Raw genomic sequence first — 20,322 nt, 5'->3', positions numbered from 1 at the left:
ATTGCCGCGGGGCGTCGCAGGCGATGTCGGAAGTCGCTGCCGACAACTTTTCTGCCTGCCCATGATCGACGCCAACGACCTAACACGCCCCCAGCTGCGCCGCAAACTGCGCCAGCAACGTCGGGCGCTGACGCCAGCGGCACAGCGAAATGCCGCCCAGGCGCTGTATCGCCAGTTGGCCCAGCATCCGCTGTTTCGCCGCGCCCGACATATTGCACTGTACCTGGCCAATGACGGGGAAATCGATCCGCACCTGCTGATCGCTGCTGCTCACGCCCGCGGCAAGCAGGTCTATCTGCCCGTACTGAAATCCTGGCCGCGCACCAGCATGGTGTTTCAGCGCATCGACGTGCACGAGGGGCTGGCAGGCAACCGCTTCGGTATCCCTGAACCTCGGCGCGACAACAAGCGCCAGCGCAAGGTCTGGGCACTGGATCTGATTCTCCTGCCACTGGTGGGTTTCGATCGCCACGGCGGCCGACTCGGGATGGGCGGCGGTTTCTACGACCGCAGCCTTGCCTATCGCGCAAGGCGCAATAATTGGCACAAACCGACACTGCTGGGGCTGGCTCACGGTTGTCAGCAAGTCGATCGACTGCCCATGGCAAGCTGGGACATACCGCTGGATGCCACGGTTACCGATAGAGGCTGGTACTAACGCCCGCTGATACCCGGCTGAACGCTGGTCGACAGCTGAGAGCCTTGCTGCCACTGGCTTTGTGTATACCCGGTGGTCACCATGCCCAGGGTGAACACCACCACCAGCACCCACAATAGATCCGGTTTTCGCCTCATGTAACAACTCCCCACGGAACAATCGTCCGGGACTGACAAGATATATTTCAGCGATTATCCCTTCGCATTCGAGCGCAGCCGACAGGCACACGCTCACCGCCCTGATCCGAGAGAGCAAAGTTCATGCCCTATTGGCTGATGAAATCCGAACCCGACGAACTTTCCATCCACGACCTGCAGCAGTTGGGCAAGACGCGCTGGGATGGTGTGCGCAACTACCAGGCACGCAACTTCATCCGCAGCATGCAGGACGGCGATCAGTTCCTTTTCTATCATTCGAGCTGCCCGCAGCCTGGGGTAGCCGGAATCGCCCGCATCGAAGGCAGCCCCTATCCAGACCCAGCCGCGCTGGATTCAAAGAGTCACTATTTCGATGCCAAGGCCAGCGCGGAAAAGAATCCCTGGACGGCCATCGACGTGGCATTCGTCGAGGCCTTCACGCGCGTCATCCCACTGGCCGAGTTGAAAGCTCAGGGTGCGTTACAGGAGTTGGCGTTGGTACAGAAGGGCAGCCGCTTATCGGTGATGCCCGTTACCGAAGCGCAGTGGACAGCGATCCTGCTGCTGCGCTGATCAGCCCTGCAGAATCAGGTTGTTGAACAGCAGATCCTCGACCAGCGGCCGGCCTTCTTCATCGCTGAGCACCTGCTGTACCTGCTTGAGGGCTTCCTGGCGCAGCGTTTCCTTGGCGTCGGGCGTAGCCAGGCTCTCTTCGGTCTGCTGGGAAAACAGCATCACCAACTGATTACGGATCAGCGGCTCATGGTGGGTGACCTTGGCCTCGGCCTCGGCGCCGGAGACCCGCAGGGCAACGTCAGCCTTATAGTATTTGAGCTTCGGGCCGGCGCCGAAGTTACCGACCAATGCTGGCGTCAGGCTGTGGTAGATCACCTGAGAGGCGGCGCCCTCACCTTCCTTCCTTTCCTCATTGGCGAAAGCCGGGATCGACAGCGCGCAGGCAAGCAAAAGCGTGATGAGGGTTTTCACAAGGCAATCTCCATTGGATTACCGACAAGCATAGCAACGCCTGCGACGGATCCCAATGCTTATGGAAGCCCATCAGGGCCAGCGATGCTCGTTGACCCTGGCGCCCCTCCTCCTAGACTGCGGGAAACAGGAGGTGATCACGATGAAAGCATTGCTGTGCAAGGCCTTCGGCCCCGACGGAACCCTGGTACTGGAAGACATCGATAGCCCGTACCCGAAGGGTAACGAAGTATTGATCGAGGTTCAGGCCGCTGGCGTGAATTTTCCCGACACCCTGATCATCGAAGGCAAATACCAGTTCAAGCCGCCTTTGCCCTTTGCGCCCGGTGGTGAAGTGGCCGGCGTGATCAGTGCGGTTGGCGACAAGGTTACCCATCTGCAGGCCGGCGATCGGGTCATGGCGCTGACCGGCTGGGGCGGCTTCGCCGAGCAGGTCGCGGTGCCCGCCTACAACGTACTGCCGATGCCCGACAGCATGGATTTCGTCAGCGCAGCAGCCTTCGGCATGACCTACGGCACCTCGATGCATGCACTCAAGCATCGCGCCGGGCTGCTAGCAGGCGAAACCCTGTTGGTACTCGGTGCATCCGGGGGTGTTGGCCTGGCTGCGATCGAGATCGGCAAGGCCATGGGCGCCCGGGTAATCGCCGCCGCAAGCAGCGCCGCCAAGCTGGAAATCGCCAAACAGGCTGGCGCCGATGAGCTGATCGACTACGGCACGCAGAACCTCAAGGAGGAAGTGAAGCGCCTGACCAATGGCCAGGGCGCCGATGTGATCGTTGACCCGGTCGGCGGCGACCTGTTCGACCAGGCAGCGCGCAGCATCGCCTGGAACGGCCGCCTGCTGGTCGTCGGTTTCGCCAGCGGGCGCATCCCGGAGCTGCCGGTGAACCTGATGCTGCTCAAGGGCGCCGCGGTGGTTGGCGTGTTCTGGGGCGCCTTCGCGCAACGCCAGCCAGCCGAAAACGCCGCCAATTTCGGCCAGTTGTTCGCCTGGCATGCCGAGGGCAAGGTCAAGCCGCTGGTGTCGCAGACCTACCCCCTGGAGCGGGCCGGTGAGGCGATCACCGCCCTGTCCGAACGCCGGGCAGTGGGCAAGCTAGTGATCCAGGTGCGCTAAAGCAGCTACAAGCTACAAGCTACAAGCTACAAGACAAAGCATAGGTGCTCTTACTTGCAGCTTGTAGCTTGTGGCTTGCCGCTTATCTAGGCGCATAGGCGAATACGTCGGCGCGCATCTGGTGGGCATCCATCCCGGCCTCGACCAGTGCGTCCAGCGTTGCATATACCATGTTCGGCGAACCGCTGGCATAGACGTGCAGCGCGCCAAGATCGTCGAAATCTTCGCGGATCGCTTCGTGCAGCAGACCACAGCGGCCCTTCCAGCCACACTGGTCGCTGACCACCTGGTGCAGGAACAGATTGGGCAGCGCCTGCCACTCCTGCCAATGCGGCAAACTGTAGAAATCCTCCGGACGACGAGCCCCCCAGTACAGGTGTACCGGGTGTTCGAAGCCTCGGGAACGGCATTCCTCGATCAGGCTGTGCATCTGCGCCATGCCGGTGCCTGCGGCGATCAGCACCAGCGGGCCGTCCGGCAACTCGGCCAGGTGGGCATCGCCGAACGGCAGTTGCACCCGCGCCACGCTCTCCTCGCGCAGTTGCTGCAGCAGGTTCAGGGCACTCGCTTCGCGGCCGAGGATATGCAGTTCGAGATCGCGACCTTCCTGGGGCGCAGACGCCATGGAAAACGCCGACTTCTCGCCATCCCGACGCTCGATCAGCAGATACTGACCGGCGTGGTAGCGCGGCGGCTTGCCGGCCGGTGCACGCAGGCGCACGCGCCAGACGTCGCCACCAGCATCGATGCACGCCAGCACCTGACAGCCCAGGCTGCGTACCGCGAGTTCACCAGGCGCCAGCACACCATCCCAGTGCAGCACGCAGTCTTCCAGCGGTTCGGCGATGCAGGTGTACAGCTCGCCATGATCGAGTTCGGCATCGCCTTGGCGCACGCGCCCTTCGACCAGCAATGCCGCACACACGTGGCAATTGCCATTGCGACAGCTTTGCGGGCAGGTGTAGCCGAGGCGTCGGGCGGCATCGAGGATGCGTTCGCCCGCTTCGACATCGAGAACCGCGCCGGACGGTTGCAGGGTGACCTTCATCAATCGATTCCCAACTGGCTCCAGATTTCATCGACACGACGCGTGACCGCATCGTCCTTGACGATCGCCCGCCCCCACTCGCGACTGGTCTCGCCCGGCCACTTGTGGGTGGCGTCGAGGCCCATCTTCGAGCCAAGACCGGAGATCGGCGAGGCGAAATCCAGATAGTCGATCGGCGTGTTCTCGATCATCACCGTGTCGCGCTTGGGATCCATGCGCGTGGTAATGGCCCAGATCACGTCGTTCCAGTCGCGGGCATCGATGTCGTCGTCGGTGACGATAACGAACTTGGTATACATGAACTGTCGCAGGAACGACCACACGCCGAGCATCACGCGCTTGGCATGGCCGGGGTACTGCTTCTTCATGGTCACCACCGCCATGCGGTAGGAGCAGCCTTCCGGCGGCAGGTAGAAGTCGGTGATCTCTGGGAACTGCTTCTGCAGGATCGGCACGAACACTTCGTTCAGCGCCACGCCGAGAATCGCCGGCTCGTCCGGCGGACGGCCGGTGTAGGTCGAGTGGTAGATCGGATCGCGACGGCGGGTGATGCGCTCGATGGTGAACACCGGGAAGGTGTCGACCTCGTTGTAGTAGCCGGTGTGATCGCCATAAGGCCCTTCCGGCGCAGTCTCGCCCGGATGGATAACGCCTTCGAGGACGATTTCGGCACTGGCCGGCACCTGCAGGTCATTGCCGATGGCCTTGACCAGTTCGGTACGATGACCGCGCAACAGGCCGGCGAAGGCGTATTCGGACAGGCTGTCGGGTACCGGCGTCACCGCGCCGAGAATAGTCGCCGGGTCAGCGCCCAGGGCCACGCAAACGGGATAGGGCTTACCCGGATGCTTCTCGCACCACTCGCGATAATCCAGCGCACCGCCACGATGGCTGAGCCAGCGCATGATCACCTTGTTGCGGCCAATGACCTGCTGGCGATAGATACCGAGGTTCTGGCGTTCCTTGTTCGGGCCCTTGGTAATCGTCAGGCCCCAGGTGATCAGCGGCGCCACATCACCCGGCCAGCAATGCTGGATCGGCAGCTTGCCGAGGTCGACGTCGTCGCCCTCCTCGATCACTTCGTGGCAGGGCGCATCCTTGAGTACCTTGGGCGCCATGCTGATGACCTTCTTGAAGATCGGCAGTTTGCTCCAGGCATCTTTCAGGCCCTTCGGCGGTTCGGGCTCCTTGAGGAACGCCAGCAGCTTGCCGATCTCACGCAGCTCCGACACCTCCTCCGCGCCCATGCCCAGCGCCACGCGCTTCGGCGTACCGAACAGGTTGCCGAGTACCGGCACGTCGTGGCCAGTGGGGTTCTCGAACAACAGAGCCGGGCCACCCTTGCGCAGGGTGCGGTCGCAGATCTCGGTCATTTCCAGGATCGGCGACACCGGCGCCTGAATGCGCTTGAGCTCGCCGCGCTCTTCCAGGCCGCGGATAAAGTCGCGCAGGTCGCGATACTGCATGCTGGAGCCTCTCGAATCGGGGCGCAAAGTTTAGCGCCGAAGTCGGTCTTGCAGATACTACAGACAGACAAAAGCCGGGTTTCCCCGGCTTTTGGACTGCTACCAGACCTTACTTGCGCTTCATGGACATGAAGAACTCGTCGTTGGTTTTAGTGGCCTTGAGCTTGTCGATCAGGAACTCGATGGCGGCGATCTCGTCCATCGGGTGCAGCAGCTTGCGCAGAATCCACATGCGCTGCAGCTCGTCTTCGGCGGTCAGCAACTCTTCGCGACGGGTACCGGCGCGGTTGATGTTGATGGCCGGGAACACGCGCTTCTCGGCGATACGACGATCCAGGGGCAGCTCCATGTTGCCGGTACCCTTGAATTCTTCGTAGATCACTTCGTCCATCTTCGAGCCGGTTTCGACCAGCGCGGTAGCGATGATGGTCAGCGAACCGCCTTCTTCGATGTTACGCGCGGCACCGAAGAAACGCTTCGGTTTCTCCAGGGCGTGGGCGTCGACACCACCGGTCAGTACCTTGCCGGAGCTCGGGATCACGGTGTTGTAGGCACGCGCCAGGCGGGTGATGGAGTCGAGCAGGATGACCACATCCTTCTTGTGCTCGACCAGACGCTTGGCCTTTTCGATCACCATCTCGGCGACCTGCACGTGACGGGTCGGCGGCTCGTCGAAGGTCGACGCAACCACTTCACCGCGCACGGTGCGCTGCATCTCGGTCACTTCTTCCGGGCGCTCGTCGATCAGCAGAACGATCAGATGGCAATCGGGGTTGTTACGCGTGATGTTCGAGGCGATGTTCTGCAGCATGATGGTCTTGCCCGCTTTCGGCGGAGCGACGATCAGGCCGCGCTGGCCCTTGCCAATAGGTGCGCAGAGGTCGATCACACGGCCGGTGATGTCCTCGGTGGAGCCATTACCGGCCTCCATGACCAGGCGCTCGTTGGGGAACAGCGGCGTCAGGTTCTCGAACAGTATCTTGTTCTTGGCGTTCTCCGGACGGTCGTAGTTGATCGTATCGACCTTGAGCAACGCGAAGTAACGCTCGCCTTCTTTCGGCGGGCGGATCTTGCCGACGATGGTGTCACCGGTACGCAGGTTGAAGCGGCGGATCTGGCTCGGCGAGACATAGATGTCATCCGGGCCGGCGAGATAGGAGGCGTCCGCGCTGCGCAAAAAGCCGAAGCCGTCCTGGAGGATCTCCAGTACGCCATCACCGGAAATTTCCTCACCGCCTTTGGAATGTTTTTTCAACAGCGAGAAGATCACGTCCTGCTTGCGCGAACGGGCCATGTTCTCGATGCCCATTTGTTCGGCCATTTCCAGCAGTTCGGTAATTGGCTTTTGCTTGAGTTCAGTCAGATTCATATAGGAATGACGTAATCATATAAGGAGGGAATGGTAAGCATTGAGCTTGAGAGGCCGCAGCGCAGATAGGCGACAGGCGCCCGCTTTATTGTCGAATGTTCGATTAGGATGCGTTGGCAGCGGCGTGCAGGGGGTTGCTTAGGGAAAGCAACGGGCCTGAATGTAACATCGGCTTTACGAATGCGTCTAGCCTTTAGACAGAAAAAAGCCCCGTTGTCTACGGGGCTTTTCAGACGACCTTACAGGTTGGCGTCGATGAAAGCGGCCAACTGCGACTTGGACAGGGCGCCGACCTTGGTGGCCTCGACACTGCCGTTCTTGAACAGCATCAGGGTCGGGATGCCACGTACGCCGTACTTCGGCGGGGTGTCCTGGTTTTCGTCGATGTTCAGTTTGCAGATCTTCAGCTTGCCCTGGTATTCCTTGGAAATTTCGTCCAGAACCGGTGCAATCATCTTGCACGGGCCGCACCACTCAGCCCAGTAGTCGACCAGTACCGGGCCTTCTGCCTGGATGACATCCTGGTCAAAGCTGGCATCGCTGACGTTGGTGATGAATTCACTCATGGGAAGTCTCCGTGTTCGCAGGCAATAACGATAAAAGTGGCGACCATCATAGCCCGGCTAGCCTGACACAGGAAGGCGCTCGCCATTGAGCGTAACTATATCGGCTATCGATGGCGACGATGGAAAATGCCGCCTGGCAGACGGCTTGCCAGGCTTTGTCAGCTCTGCCTGTCAGCCTGGATCGGCATGCCTGCGACGGCGGTATGCGTTGGCGTGCGCGCCCTATCGTGGCACGATGACGGGGTTCTGCCTCGAGATTGATTGATCATGCCGCACTCCCATGCCGAGTCCTTTCCCCTGGTCGCCGCCATCGACCTGGGCTCCAACAGCTTCCACATGGTGCTGGCCAAAGCCGATCATGGCGAAATCCGCATCCTCGAGCGACTTGGCGACAAGGTGCAGTTGGCAGCCGGTATCGACGAGCATCGCCAGCTCAGCGAAGAGGCCATGCAACGCGGCCTCGACTGCCTGAGCCGCTTCGCCCAGTTGACCAACAGCCTGCCCCAGGGCGCGGTGCGCATCGTCGGCACCAACGCGTTGCGCGAAGCCCGCAACCGGGCCGAGTTCATCCGTCGCGCCGAGGCATTGCTCGGTCATCAGGTAGAAGTCATTTCCGGTCGCGAGGAAGCACGCCTGATCTACCTGGGCGTGTCGCACAGCATTGCCGATACGTCCGGTAAACGCCTGGTCACCGATATCGGCGGTGGCAGTACCGAGTTCATCATCGGTCAGCGTTTCGAGCCGTTGCTGCGCGAAAGCCTGCAGATGGGCTGCGTGAGTTACACCCAGCGTTATTTCAAGGACGGCAAGATCACCCCCGCACGCTACGCCCAGGCCTATACCGCCGCGCGTCTGGAAATCATGGGCATCGAGCACGCTCTACGCCGCATCGGCTGGCAGGATGCGGTGGGCGCATCAGGCACCATCAAGGCCATCGGCCTGACCATCCAGTCCGCGGGCTTGAGCAATGGCGAGGTCAATAGCGAAGGCCTGGCCTGGCTCAAACGCAAGGTATTCAAATGCGGCGATATCGAAAAGCTCGATCTGGACGGCCTCAAACCTGATCGTCGACCGATCTTCCCGGCAGGCCTGGCGATTCTCGAAGCCATCTTCGACGCCTGTGAGCTGAACCGCATGAGCCATTCCGAAGGCGCCCTGCGCGAAGGCGTACTCTACGACCTGCTCGGCCGCCACCAGCATGAAGACGTGCGCGAACGCACCCTGTCAGCCTTTATGGAGCGCTATCACGTCGACCAGGAACAGGCTGCCCGCGTCGAAGCCAAAGCGCTGTCCGCACTGGATAGAGTGGCCAAGGATTGGGAGCTGACCGACGACTGGCACCGCGAACTGCTCAGCTGGGCTGCCAAGGTGCATGAGGTTGGCCTGGACATCGCCCACTATCAGTACCACAAGCATGGTGCCTACCTGATCGAGCACTCGGACTTGTCCGGCTTCTCGCGCCAGGATCAGCAGATGCTCGCGCTGCTGGTGCGCGGCCACCGCCGCAATATCCCCAAGGACAAGCTCGCCGAATTCGGCGAGGAAGGTATAAAGCTGGTTCGCCTGTGCGTGCTGCTGCGTTTCGCCATCCTGTTCCACCACATTCGCGGCAGCCAGAACATGCCCACCGTGCGCTTGAAAGCCGGCCCCACCAGCCTGGCGATCCAGTTTCCCGATGGCTGGCTGGCCGCCAACCCGCTGACCCAGGCAGATTTCGAGAGCGAAGCCGAATGGCTCAAGCGTATCGATATAGCGCTGACCGTTCGCTGATTCCGTAGACGGGCAGCGCATCCGCGGTGCCCGCTCAGGCGTTTTCCTGCGGCCCCGCCCGCCAGTCGATCTGCAATGCTTCCTTGCTCGCAAAGCGCACCAGGTGGTCATCCACCACCGCGCGCATCTTCGCGACAGCCTCATCGTCCTGAGCCTGGCACTCGAAGCTGAGCGCCTGTTCATCGGCATACATCAGGCACAAACCGTAGGGAAATTCTGCCCGTGCCTCCCGGGCATCGAACTCGACAGTGATCTTGTGGCGGAAATGCTTGCACAGCTTGGTCATGTACAGGGAGGCCGAGGTCGTAGCCACGGTGCCGTGTAATCGGGTCATGCAGAACTCTCACGCAATGGTGGTAGGCCGCTGGGCGGCGCTTATTGGGAATTGCGGACACGGCCCATGACCGTGCCCGCAAAGGCGAGTCGCCCTTAGAACGACGTACTTACACTGGTGTAAAACGTACGTCCTGGCTCGTTATAGGTATGGGCTCCAGCACCGTAGATGACGTTTGGCGAGTCGCCTGTGGATTGCGAATTGCCTTCGCGGTAGAGGCGCTTGTCGAACAGGTTGCTCACCCCGGCCGTAAGGCTGAGATGATCACTGAACGCATAGGTACCGCTGACGCCGGCAATCGCATAGGGAGAAATTTCACGGGTTTCCGACCCTGTGGCTGGCAGCCCCTGATAGGTCAGCTTCTTAGGCTGCTGCTTGCCGTAGTACACCGTGCTGGCCTGCAACGACAGCTTCTCGGTAGCCTGCCAGTCCAACGTGGAATTGATGGTATAGCGGGGAATGATCGACAGTCGGTCGCCAGTGTCCTTGTTCTGCGACTTGAGCATGTAGGTGAAGTTGTTGCTCCAGCTCAGGTCGCTCGACAAGGGTAACGTCAACGTGCCTTCAAGCCCTTCGACCACGGCACGGTCGACGTTGTGCCACTGAAAGATATCGGAGCCGGCGTAACTACCAGTACCACCACTGGCGGAGCCGATGGCGGTGGTACCCGCTTCGATCTTGTTGCGGTAGTCGTTACGGAACCAGGTAAGCCCGGCGATCAGACCGTCTTGCGAAAACTCCAGTCCCAGCTCTTTGTTCACGCTGGTTTCCGCCTTGAGATTTTCGTTGCCCATCAGGTAGCAGCTACCGCCCGCGCCCCAGCAGCCTTGCCCACGACTATAGAGCAGATAATCAGGGTTGCTCTGGTACAGGTTCGGCGCCTTGTAGGCTCGCGCGATACCTGCCTTGAAGGCCAGCGTATCTGTCAGCTTGTGCGACAGATTCAGCGCAGGGCTCCAGTTGCTGCCCGACTGACTGTGATGATCGAAGCGCAACCCCGGGGTCAACGTCGTTCCTGGGCGCACTTCGATGTTGTCCTCCCAGAACAGCGAGGCGATCCGCGCGGAAGAGTCGACACTGCGATCGGTTCCAGCTAGCCCTGGAACACTACCGCCTTCCGTGACCGTCTGAGTGTTGGAACTGGGGTCTTCCATGCGCTGCTCTGTCCATTCGGCGCCAAGCGTGAGCACATGCTCGAACATCCCCGAGAGTGGCAGATTCACTTCGCTGTGAGCCGTTAGGTTTTTCAGTTCGATGGTGTTACTGCCGACATTCGCAAAAATCCCTTCCGTCCCCCCAGCCAACCCTTCATTGAGGCGATCATTGCGAGTGTTCTCGTACTGCAGATAATTCAGCGTAGAGCCAAACGCCCAGTCACCTTCATGGGTAATGGAATAGCTCTGCCGATACAGCGTGTTGGTTTCGCGCCCCAACATGCTGCTCACCGTGCCGTTGGTATTGGTGTTCTGAGTGTCGCCGGTATAAATGTTGCCCTGGCGACTGAAGCCGGCTTCCAGCTTGACCGTCTGCTCGGGGGTCATGCGCCACTCGAGCAGGCCGTTGACATCCCGATTCCGGGTACCTTCGCGTCCGGCTGGCAGGCTGCCGACATGCACCCCGGTGCGTAGCGACTCATGGCCTTCATTGATGTCCTGGTCATCCGAATCGGTCTTGTTGACGTTGCCGTACAGGCGGTAGGAGAGATTTTCCGCCAGCGGGCCACTGAGCCCGAACGTCATGCGGCGTGTCGCGCCTTCCTCCGAATGTTGCGGCATGTTGGCGTAGATCGTCGCCGTACCGGAGTGTTTGTCGGTCGGCTGCTTGGTAATGATATTGACGACCCCACCCGCTGCACCACTGCCGTAGCGTGCCGCTGCCGGGCCACGCAAGACTTCTATGCGCTCGATCTGATCCGCAGGCACCCAATTGGTGTCACCGCGACTGTCACGCTCGCCGCGCCAACCCATACGCACGGAGTTGCGCGATGCAACGGGTTTGCCATCGATCAGGATCAGCGTGTTCTCCGGGCCCATGCCACGAATATCGATCTGTCGGTTATTGCCGCGCTGTCCACTGGTCGAGTTGCCGGTCAGATTGACGCCCGGCATGGTGCGGATGATCTCCGAAATATCATTGGTTGGCGGGCGCTTGCGGATGTCCTCGGCACTGATCACCGAGACGCCGGGCGCCTGCTTGAGCTCCTCCTGGGCGGTGGCGATGACCTTGGTTTCTTCCAGTTCCACGGCCTCATCGGCCTGCACGACGCCGGTCAACCCACTGGCCAGCAGCACCGCAGCGGCTAGCTGATTGCACGGCCAAGCTCCATAACGACGATTTCCCACGTATTTCTCCCCGAAACTGACGATGGCAGACAAAGACTATCGATTCTCATTTACAGAAGAGAATTTTTACATGTAGTTACAGGGAAAAGGTTTGCGCAAGCGAGAATGATGTTTGCGCAAACGCTGCTGCGACAAACGATCACTTAAGAATCATTTGCATTTAAGGGCTGTACAGCAGTAGGCTTGCCCGGCGTTTCCGGCATGGGCGCCCGTGAATCCATCCCGTGTTCGCCGGATTGCCCCAGAGCATCCGCCAGTGCCTGGCTCGCCAAAAGCGAGCTGCCGGATTCGCGCCATTCTTCTGATGCCGCAGACACGCTCGCGCAGGTATGCACATGACCAGCCCGGATACCGTCGTACATCCCCAGGAATTGATCCGCCAGGTCAGCCCTGATCTACGTCTGATCGAGAGCGAGCCCTGCAGGGGCGATCTGTTTCGCGGCAAGCTGCGCTGGCTACGCTTGCGCTCCGGGCTATCGCTGCACAGTTCCGACTGCCACGAGCTGCATAACTTCAGCACGCAGTTGCAGATCGAGCCGCGCCTGAATTTCGTCCTGTTTCTCGAAGGCCGCAGCGACGTACGTTACGGCGACCGCGACGTCAGCTTCGGCTCGGACAGATCGAGCGGCTGCGAGGGCGTCGCCGTTTCCCTGGCCGAGCCCGTGCTGTTTTCCCGCAAGGCGCGACGCGGCGCCCATATCCGCAAACTGGTGGTCAGCCTTTCGCCGGAATGGCTGGATAGCGGCGGGCTGGACGGCCAGCCCGAGCATGCCGCCATCACTCGTTTCAGTAACCAGCACATGGCCATGCGCCGCTGGCAACCGTCGGCGCGCCTGCAGACCCTGGCCGAGCAGATTCTCAACCCGCCCGGTTATGGCGCGCTGCTCGACAACCTCTATCTGGAAAGCCGCAGCCTGGAGATCGCCAGCGAAGCCCTGGCCATGCTCAGCCAGCATCCGGTGACGCTGGCATCGGGCCTGCGCCCCCTGGAACATCAGCGCATCCGCCGGGTGATCGAACTGCTCGACAGTGGCCAGGCCGATGACTGGACGCTGGAAGCCATCGCCCGGGATGTCGGCGTCAATATCAACACCCTGCAGCGCCAGTTCCAGACGAGCCAGGGCATGACGCTGTTCGAATACCAGCGCGTGCGCAAACTGACCCAGGCCCGTGAAGCGCTGGAGCGCGAAGGTATCAGCGTCGCCCAGGCGGCCTGGCTGGCGGGCTATGGCAGCGCAGCGAACTTCGCCACCGCCTTCAAGCGCCAGTTCGGCCTCACCCCAAAGCAGGTTCGCTCGCGGCTCTGATCGCGCCCCTTCGCAGGCGTTACGCCCTGAAATGGCTGCGATCACTGCGCACGAAGCACCCGTTTTGCGTAGACGATGTCGATGCACATTGGAGTTGTAACTATTTTTGACAGCGGCGCCAGCGTGCAGGCTAGAATCGGGTTCGCCTCATGACCCGGGAGTCATACCGCCTTGGATGCCAGTACGATCAACAGCCTGCTTCTGGTCGGCGCCCTGATGGTCGGCGCGAGCATCATGGTCAGCTCGCTGTCCTCGCGCCTCGGCATCCCGATCCTGGTCATCATTCTCGCCGTTGGCATGGTGGCGGGCGTCGATGGCGGCGGCATCATCTTCAACAACTATCCGACCGCCTACCTGGTAGGCAATCTGGCCCTGGCCATCATCCTGCTCGACGGCGGCGTACGCACCCGTGTCGGCAGCTTCCGGGTGGCCTTGTGGCCGGCGTTGTCGCTGGCCACGGTCGGCGTGCTGATCACCACCGGGCTGACCGGCATGGCCGCGGCCTGGCTGTTCGACCTGAACCTGATGCAGGGCCTGCTGATCGGTGCCATCGTTGGCTCCACCGACGCTGCGGCAGTGTTCTCGCTGCTTGGCGGCAAGGGCCTCAACGAGCGGGTCAGCGCGACCCTGGAAATCGAATCCGGCAGTAACGACCCGATGGCGGTGTTCCTCACCGTGACCCTGATCGACATGCTCGCCAAGGGTCAGGGCGAATTCCACCTGAGTTTCCTCGGCCACCTGCTGCAGGAGTTCGGCATCGGTTCAGTGCTCGGCCTGGGCGGCGGCTGGCTGCTGCTGAAAATCATCAATCGCCTGCATCTTGCCCATGGCCTTTATCCGCTGTTGGTGGTCAGTGGCGGCCTGCTGGTCTTCGCGCTGACCAACACCCTGCATGGCAGTGGCTTCCTGGCCGTGTACCTGTGCGGCCTGGTGCTCGGTAACCGACCGATTCGTTCACGCCACGGCATTCTGCACATGCTCGACGGCATGGCCTGGCTGGCGCAGATCGGCATGTTCCTGGTGCTTGGCCTGCTGGTCACGCCTCACGATCTGTTGCCCATCGCCCTCCCCGCTCTGGGCCTGGCGCTGTGGATGATTCTCTTCGCTCGCCCGCTGTCGGTGATGGTCGGTCTGATCCCGTTCCGCGCCTTCCACAGCCGCGAGAAGGTGTTCATCGCCTGGGTCGGCCTGCGCGGCGCGGTGCCGATCATCCTCGCCGTGTTCCCGATGATGGCTGGCCTGCCGAATGCCCAGCTGTACTTCAACCTGGCGTTCTTCATCGTGCTGGTGTCGCTGCTGCTGCAGGGCGCCAGCCTGCCGTGGGTGGCCAAGATTCTGAAAGTTACCGTGCCGCCGGATCCGGTGCCGATTTCCCGCGCTGGCCTGGAGGTACATCCGACCAGCCAGTGGGAGTTGTTCGTCTATCGCCTGGGCGCGGAGAAGTGGTGCATCGGCGCGCATCTGCGTGACTTGAAAATGCCCGAAGCCACTCGTGTCGCCGCCCTGTTCCGCAACCATCAATTGCTGCACCCGTCCGGCAGCACCGTGCTGGAAGCCGGCGACATGCTCTGTGTGATCGGCCATGAACATGACCTGCCAGTCCTCGGCAAATTGTTCAGCCAGGCGCCACAGCGCGGCATGGATCTGCGCTTCTTCGGCGATTTCGTGCTCGAAGGCGATGCGCAGCTGGAAGCGATTGCAGCGCTTTATGGTCTGTCCACAGAGGCGCTGGATCGCTCACTGCAGCTGGGCCGCTTTATCGCCCAGCAGATCGGCGGCGGGCCGGTGGTAGGCGACCAGGTCGAGTGGCAAGGGCTGACCTGGACAGTGGCCGAGATGGAGGGGAACAAGATCCGCAAGGTCGGCGTCAGATTCCCCGAAGGCGCCCGCCCGGGGCCAGGTCTATCGTTCTGACAGATCGCCGCGCGGGACTCTCTACCAGTCTGTAGACTCAGCAGGACTCCTCCCCCGCGATCATGACCATGCTCTCATTCCGTCGTTTTCTTGCCGTTTCCTTGCTGGGCCTCTGTCTGGCCCAGTCGCTCGTGTGGGCCGATGCCAACCCAACCAGCGCAGACATACAGCACAGCCTGGATACTCTCGCCGATCGCAAGCTGGTGGAACCGGAACAGTCGCTGGTGCGCCAGGCGCTGGAGAAAACCCTGGCATCACTCAACGCCGAAGCGGAAAGCCGGCAGAAACTGGTGGCCCTGGACAAGCAATTGGCCCAGGCGCCGCGCCAGACCCAGGACGCGCACCGCGAGCTGGACAAGCTCAAGGCCAGCGAAGTGGTACCTGTGGCCCAGCGCTACGCCAACAGCAGCGTTGCTCAGCTGGAGCAGATTCTCAGTGAACGCAGCGCGCAGTTGAGCGACTGGCAAAAGCAGATCAACGACGCCAACACCCTGATCATCACCGCCCAGACGCGCCCGGAACGGGCCCAGGCGGAGATCAGCAGCAACCAGACGCGCACCCAGCAGATCAACAACCTGCTCAAGAACGGCCGCGAGGATGGCAAGCCGCTGACCGCCGAGCGCAGCAACCAACTCAAGGCCGAGCTGGCCCAGCTCGGCGCCCAGACCCAGTTGCGTCGCCAGGAAATGGCCGGCAACAGCGTGCTGCAGGATCTGGGCACGGCACAACGCGACTTGCTCGACGAACAGATCAAGCGCCTGGACGTCGAGCTGCAGGATCTGCAGACGCTGATCAACGAGAAGCGCCGCGACCAGTCCGAGCGCACCGTTGCCGAGCAGTCCATCGAAGCCCAGAAGGTGGGTGGCTCGGACACCCTGCTGTCGCGGGAAAGTACGCTCAACGTCAAACTGTCCGACTACCTGCTGCGCGGCACCGACCGCCTCAACGAGCTGACCCAGCTCAACCTGCGCACCCAGCAGCAGCTCGACACCCTGAACCAGACGGATCAGGCCCTCGATGAGCAGATCAGCGTGCTGCAGGGCAGTTTGCTGCTGTCGAAAATTCTTTATAAACAGAAGCAGGCGCTACCCAAGCTCAAGCTCGATTCCGGGTTGGCCGATGAAATCGCCGATATCCGCCTCTATCAGTTCGAGCTCAACCAGCAACGCGAGCAGATCGCCAACCCCGGCGCCTATGTCGACAAGGTGTTGGCTACCCAACCGCCGGAAAGCGTGACACCGGAGCTGCGCAAATCCCTGCTGGATCTGATCGAGACGCGCCGCGCCCTGCACGACCGCCTCAACAATGAGCTCAACGCCCTACTCAACGAATCGATCACCCTGCAACTGAACCAGAAACAGCTGCAGGACACCGCCTCGGCACTGCGCGCGACCCTCGACGAGCAGATGTTCTGGATCCCCAGCAACAACCCGCTCAACCTCGACTGGTTCAAGAACGTACCCACCCAGTTGCAGCGGCAGATCGCCGACCTGCCCTGGCTCGACAACCTGAGCCAGCTCGGCGCCGGGCTGATCGAGCGGCCACTGCTGTTCCTGCCGCTGCTGCTGGTGATAGGCCTGCTGCTGTACAAGCGCCGTTACCTGAGCCAGAAGCTCACCGACCTGCACAAGGACATCGGCCACTTCAAGCGCGACAGCCAGTTGCACACACCGGTGGCGATCTTCCTCAACGTATTGCTGGCATTGCCCGGCGCGCTGTTTCTGGCGCTGTGCGGTTTCGCCCTGCAGATGGACGCCCGCGGGCTCAACGTCAACCTCGGTTCGGCGTTCCTCGGCATGGCCCAGGCGTGGCTGGTGTTCTACACCGTTTACCGCATCTTCACGCCTGGCGGCGTGGCCGAACTGCACTTCCACTGGGCACGCTCTCACGTCGCCTACCTGCACCGGCAAATCCGCTGGCTCGGCTTGGTGGTCATGGCACTGGTGGCGGTGGTCACCGTGGCCGAGCACCAGCCCTCGAGCCTGTCCGACGACGTCATCGGCATCGCCGTGGTACTGACCTGCTACGGCCTGATGATCTGGCTGCTGCAGAAACTGCTGCTACGCGGCCCGGCGCGGGAAAACGCCTCGACCTTCCGCATGTTCATCGGCGTGCTGTTCAGCATGCTGCCCCTGGCGCTGTTTCTCGCCGTGTGCTTCGGCTACTACTACACCGCACTGAAACTCAGCGACCGCCTGATCGACACGCTGTACCTGCTGCTCATCTGGCTGGTGGTGGAGGCGGTGTTCGTGCGCGGCCTGGCCGTCGCCGCGCGGCGCCTGGCCTACCAGCGCGCCACCGCCAAACGCGAGGCGCAGACCGCAGAAGACAGCGAAGGCACGGAGATTCAGCTCGAGGTGCCGACCCTGGATATCGAACAGGTCAACCAGCAGTCCCTGCGTCTGATCCGCCTGGCTCTGCTTGGCACCTTCATCGCCGTCATGTACTGGGTATGGGCCGACCTGATCTCGGTGTTCGCCTATCTCGACAACATCACCCTCTACGAATACAACGGCAGCACCATCGTCGGCAGCGCCGCCTCGCTGATCCCGATCAGCCTGCTCGACGCCCTGTATGCACTGATCATCGCGGCCATCACCATGGCGCTTGGGCGCAACCTGCCGGGCCTGCTGGAGGTGCTGGTACTGTCTCGCCTGCGCCTGGCCCAGGGCAGCGCCTACGCCACCACCACGCTGCTGTCCTACGTGATCTTCGGCACCGGCATCGTCGTCACCCTGTCGACCCTGGGAGTGAGCTGGAACAAGCTGCAGTGGCTGGTCGCGGCGTTGTCGGTGGGGATTGGTTTCGGCATGCAGGAAATCTTCGCCAACTTCATCTCCGGCCTGATCATCCTCTTCGAACGCCCGGTGCGCATCGGCGACCTGGTGACCATCGGCGGCGTCACCGGCACGGTGAAACGTATCCACATCCGCGCCACGCATATCATCGACAGCGATCGCAAGGAAGTGATCGTGCCGAACAAGACCTTCGTCACCAGCCAGTTGATCAACTGGACGCTGACCGATACGGTAACCCGCATCGTACTGACCTTCGTGGTCAACCGCGGTGCCGACCTGGAAAAGGTACGCACCCTGCTGCTGCAGGCCGCCCAGGAGAACTCTCGGGTCATGCGTGACCCGGCGCCTACCGCGCAACTGAGCCTGTACGCCCCCGGCGGCCTGACCCACGAGCTGAAGTTCTACGTCAAGGAACTCGGTGACCGCGGCGCCGCCACCGACGAACTCAACCGGCGCATCGACCAGCTGTTCGCCGATAACGAGATCAACCTGTCCAGCACGCCGAAGATGGACGTGGTTCTGAGCCGCGCCCAGGTACCTCATGACACCCTGAAGATCGAGGAGGCACAGCCGGTCGCAAAAGACAACGAGGCCAAACAGTGAAAACCCTCGACACCCTGACCTTCGACAACCGTTTCGCCGGGCTCGGCGACAGCTTTTCAACCCATGTGCTGCCCGAGCCCATCGCCGAGCCGCGCCTGGTAGTGGTCAGCCACGACGCCCTGGCGCTCCTCGACCTCGACCCGCAGGAAGCGCAGCGCGAGGTGTTCGCCGAGCTGTTCTCCGGCAACCAGCTGTGGAGCGATGCCGAGCCGCGGGCCATGGTCTATTCCGGCCACCAGTTCGGCGGCTACAGCCCGCGCCTCGGCGATGGCCGTGGCCTGCTGCTGGGTGAAGTGCTCAACCACGCGGGCGAGCACTGGGATCTGCACCTCAAGGGCGCCGGCATGACGCCGTACTCGCGCATGGGCGACGGCCGCGCCGTGCTGCGCAGCTCGATCCGCGAGTTCCTCGCCAGTGAAGCCCTGCATGCCCTCGGCGTTCCCAGCTCACGCGCTCTGTGCGTTACCGGCTCCAGCACGCCAGTCTGGCGCGAGAAGCAGGAAACCGCGGCCATGCTGGTACGCCTGGCGCAGAGCCATATTCGCTTCGGCCATTTCGAATATTTCTATTACACGCGCCAGCACGACCAGCTCAAACAGCTCGCCGACCACGTGCTCGCCTGTCATTACCCGCAATGCCTGGAACAGCCACAGCCCTACGAAGCCTTGTTCCGCGCCGTGCTGGAGCGCACCGCCGAGTTGATCGCCCGCTGGCAGGCCTACGGTTTCTGCCACGGGGTGATGAACACCGACAACATGTCGATCCTCGGCATCACCTTCGACTTCGGCCCCTACGCCTTCCTCGACGACTTCGATGCCAACCACATCTGCAATCACTCCGACGACACCGGCCGCTACAGCTTCAGCAACCAGGTACCCATCGCCCACTGGAACCTCTCGGCTCTGGCCCAGGCACTGACGCCGCTGGTCGAAGTCGACACCCTGCGCGAAAACCTCGACCTGTTCCTGCCCCTGTACCAGGCTCACTACAACGACCTGATGCGCAAGCGCCTGGGCTTCACTACGGCCGAGGACGGAGACGAAGAACTGCTCCAGCGCCTGCTGACATTGATGCAGGCAGGCAAATCCACGGACTACCACCTGTTCTTCCGCCACCTCGGCGAACAGGCACCAACCGATGCTCTCAACGTGGTACGTGATGACTTCGTCGACCTCAAGGGCTTCGATGCCTGGGGCGCCGACTACCTGGCCCGCTGCGCACGCGAAGACAACGATCAGACTGCTCGCCAGGCACGCATGCACGCCGTCAACCCGCTCTACGTGCTACGCAACTACCTCGCCCAGGAAGCCATCGCCGCCGCCGAACAGGGCGACTATGCGCCCGTGCGCGAACTGCACGAAGTGCTGAACCGACCGTTCGAACAGCAGGCCGGCAAGGAACGCTACGCCCAGCGCCCGCCGGACTGGGGCAAGCACCTGGAGATCAGTTGCTCATCGTGAAACCTGCAAAGGAGACAGAACCGTGGAATACGACCCAAAACGTATCGAAGAAACCGTACTGGCACTTCTTGCCACCTTCAGTTTCGACGGTGGACGATCTTGGAAAGGCTTCGATTTCGACGTGATGAACGCCCTGCACCAACAAGGTTTGATCGACGACCCACGAGGAAAAAACAAATCAGTATGGCTAACCGCAGAAGGCCTGGAAAAAGGCACCGCCATCGCTGACCGCTTGTTCGCAGCAGACGGCAAAGCAGATCGTCAATAGATGGCGGATCAACTCCGTAGGATGGATCGGGGCGCGTAGCCTAGGGTCTGTTGAGATACAGCTTTCCCTACCCCGCCTTCCTGTGGTGAAATTTTGGGTATGACTAGACTTGTACTCACCGACGCCCAATGGGCGAAGATGGAGCCACATTGCCTGGGCAAGCCAAGCGATCCAG

17 protein-coding genes are annotated in these 20,322 nt (G+C 61.7%); 9 read left to right on the top strand and 8 right to left on the bottom strand.

What is annotated here, in order from left to right; translation table 11 throughout:
• Positions 1–61: 61 nt before the first annotated feature.
• Positions 62–658, top strand: coding sequence for a 5-formyltetrahydrofolate cyclo-ligase (locus tag DNK06_RS22225; RefSeq protein ID WP_131182173.1), 597 nt, complete (start codon positions 62–64; stop codon positions 656–658).
• Here DNK06_RS22225 and DNK06_RS25165 read toward each other — a convergent pair.
• On the bottom strand, positions 655–795 hold the full coding sequence (locus tag DNK06_RS25165) for a hypothetical protein (protein ID WP_165493695.1): 141 nt from the start codon (positions 793–795) through the stop codon (positions 655–657). The genes DNK06_RS22225 and DNK06_RS25165 overlap by 4 nt on opposite strands.
• Positions 796–918: 123 nt before the next feature.
• On the opposite strand from DNK06_RS25165, the gene DNK06_RS22220 reads away from it, so the two are divergent.
• Entirely contained in the window at positions 919–1,368 is a 450-nt protein-coding gene (locus tag DNK06_RS22220; protein ID WP_131182172.1) for an EVE domain-containing protein, read from the top strand.
• Here the strand turns inward: DNK06_RS22220 and DNK06_RS22215 are convergent, their stop codons facing one another.
• Positions 1,369–1,782 carry a flagellar basal body-associated protein FliL gene (locus DNK06_RS22215; protein WP_131182171.1) on the bottom strand — a complete coding sequence of 138 codons (414 nt, stop codon included), beginning with the start codon at positions 1,780–1,782 and terminating at the stop codon, positions 1,369–1,371.
• 142 nt (positions 1,783–1,924) lie between these two features.
• Between DNK06_RS22215 and DNK06_RS22210 the strand changes: the two genes are divergently transcribed.
• The gene (locus DNK06_RS22210; protein ID WP_131182170.1) at positions 1,925–2,902 is read left to right on the top strand and encodes an NADPH:quinone oxidoreductase family protein; all 978 of its coding nucleotides are present in this window, start codon (positions 1,925–1,927) and stop codon (positions 2,900–2,902) included.
• 82 nt (positions 2,903–2,984) lie between these two features.
• On the opposite strand, the gene DNK06_RS22205 is transcribed toward DNK06_RS22210, so the two are convergent.
• From DNK06_RS22205 to trxA, 4 genes are all read right to left on the bottom strand, one after another.
• Positions 2,985–3,950 carry a CDP-6-deoxy-delta-3,4-glucoseen reductase gene (locus DNK06_RS22205; RefSeq protein ID WP_131182169.1) on the bottom strand — a complete coding sequence of 322 codons (966 nt, stop codon included), beginning with the start codon at positions 3,948–3,950 and terminating at the stop codon, positions 2,985–2,987.
• Positions 3,950–5,416, bottom strand: a complete 1,467-nt coding sequence (gene ubiD, locus DNK06_RS22200; protein WP_131182168.1) for a 4-hydroxy-3-polyprenylbenzoate decarboxylase — start codon at positions 5,414–5,416, stop codon at positions 3,950–3,952. The genes DNK06_RS22205 and ubiD overlap by 1 nt, the downstream gene beginning before the upstream one ends.
• A 109-nt stretch (positions 5,417–5,525) precedes the next feature.
• Entirely contained in the window at positions 5,526–6,785 is a 1,260-nt protein-coding gene (rho, locus tag DNK06_RS22195) for a transcription termination factor Rho (RefSeq protein WP_131182167.1), read from the bottom strand.
• A 239-nt stretch (positions 6,786–7,024) separates the two neighbouring features.
• Positions 7,025–7,351: a thioredoxin TrxA gene (gene trxA / locus DNK06_RS22190; protein WP_042552299.1), complete on the bottom strand. Its 327-nt coding sequence runs from the start codon at positions 7,349–7,351 to the stop codon at positions 7,025–7,027.
• 267 nt (positions 7,352–7,618) lie between these two features.
• Between trxA and ppx the strand changes: the two genes are divergently transcribed.
• Complete coding sequence (ppx, locus tag DNK06_RS22185; protein ID WP_131182166.1) at positions 7,619–9,121, top strand: exopolyphosphatase; 1,503 nt, start codon at positions 7,619–7,621, stop codon at positions 9,119–9,121.
• Positions 9,122–9,155: 34 nt separating this feature from the next.
• Here ppx and DNK06_RS22180 read toward each other — a convergent pair whose 3' ends face one another.
• Positions 9,156–9,455 carry a DUF2218 domain-containing protein gene (locus tag DNK06_RS22180; protein WP_131182165.1) on the bottom strand — a complete coding sequence of 100 codons (300 nt, stop codon included), beginning with the start codon at positions 9,453–9,455 and terminating at the stop codon, positions 9,156–9,158.
• Between the two features lie 95 nt (positions 9,456–9,550).
• Positions 9,551–11,728, bottom strand: a complete 2,178-nt coding sequence (locus tag DNK06_RS22175; protein WP_278248844.1) for a TonB-dependent siderophore receptor — start codon at positions 11,726–11,728, stop codon at positions 9,551–9,553.
• A gap of 404 nt (positions 11,729–12,132) precedes the next feature.
• On the opposite strand from DNK06_RS22175, the gene DNK06_RS22170 reads away from it, so the two are divergent.
• From DNK06_RS22170 to DNK06_RS22150, 5 genes are all read left to right on the top strand, one after another.
• Positions 12,133–13,104 carry a helix-turn-helix transcriptional regulator gene (locus tag DNK06_RS22170; RefSeq protein WP_131182163.1) on the top strand — a complete coding sequence of 324 codons (972 nt, stop codon included), beginning with the start codon at positions 12,133–12,135 and terminating at the stop codon, positions 13,102–13,104.
• A 171-nt stretch (positions 13,105–13,275) separates the two neighbouring features.
• A complete protein-coding gene (locus DNK06_RS22165) occupies positions 13,276–15,018 on the top strand; it encodes a potassium/proton antiporter (protein WP_131182162.1) in 1,743 nt (580 codons plus the stop codon).
• Positions 15,019–15,086: 68 nt separating this feature from the next.
• The gene (mscK, locus tag DNK06_RS22160; protein WP_242674759.1) at positions 15,087–18,419 is read left to right on the top strand and encodes a mechanosensitive channel MscK; all 3,333 of its coding nucleotides are present in this window, start codon (positions 15,087–15,089) and stop codon (positions 18,417–18,419) included.
• Complete coding sequence (selO, locus tag DNK06_RS22155) at positions 18,416–19,879, top strand: protein adenylyltransferase SelO (protein ID WP_131182160.1); 1,464 nt, start codon at positions 18,416–18,418, stop codon at positions 19,877–19,879. The genes mscK and selO overlap by 4 nt, the downstream gene beginning before the upstream one ends.
• Before the next feature lie 22 nt (positions 19,880–19,901).
• Positions 19,902–20,147 carry a DUF6429 family protein gene (locus tag DNK06_RS22150; protein ID WP_131182159.1) on the top strand — a complete coding sequence of 82 codons (246 nt, stop codon included), beginning with the start codon at positions 19,902–19,904 and terminating at the stop codon, positions 20,145–20,147.
• Positions 20,148–20,322 lie beyond the last annotated feature (175 nt).

Source organism: Phytopseudomonas daroniae (genome assembly GCF_004327285.1).
Classification (GTDB): domain Bacteria; phylum Pseudomonadota; class Gammaproteobacteria; order Pseudomonadales; family Pseudomonadaceae; genus Aquipseudomonas; species Aquipseudomonas daroniae.
Note: the sequence above shows the minus strand (reverse complement) of the source record. Positions and strands in the feature narration are given on the sequence as shown.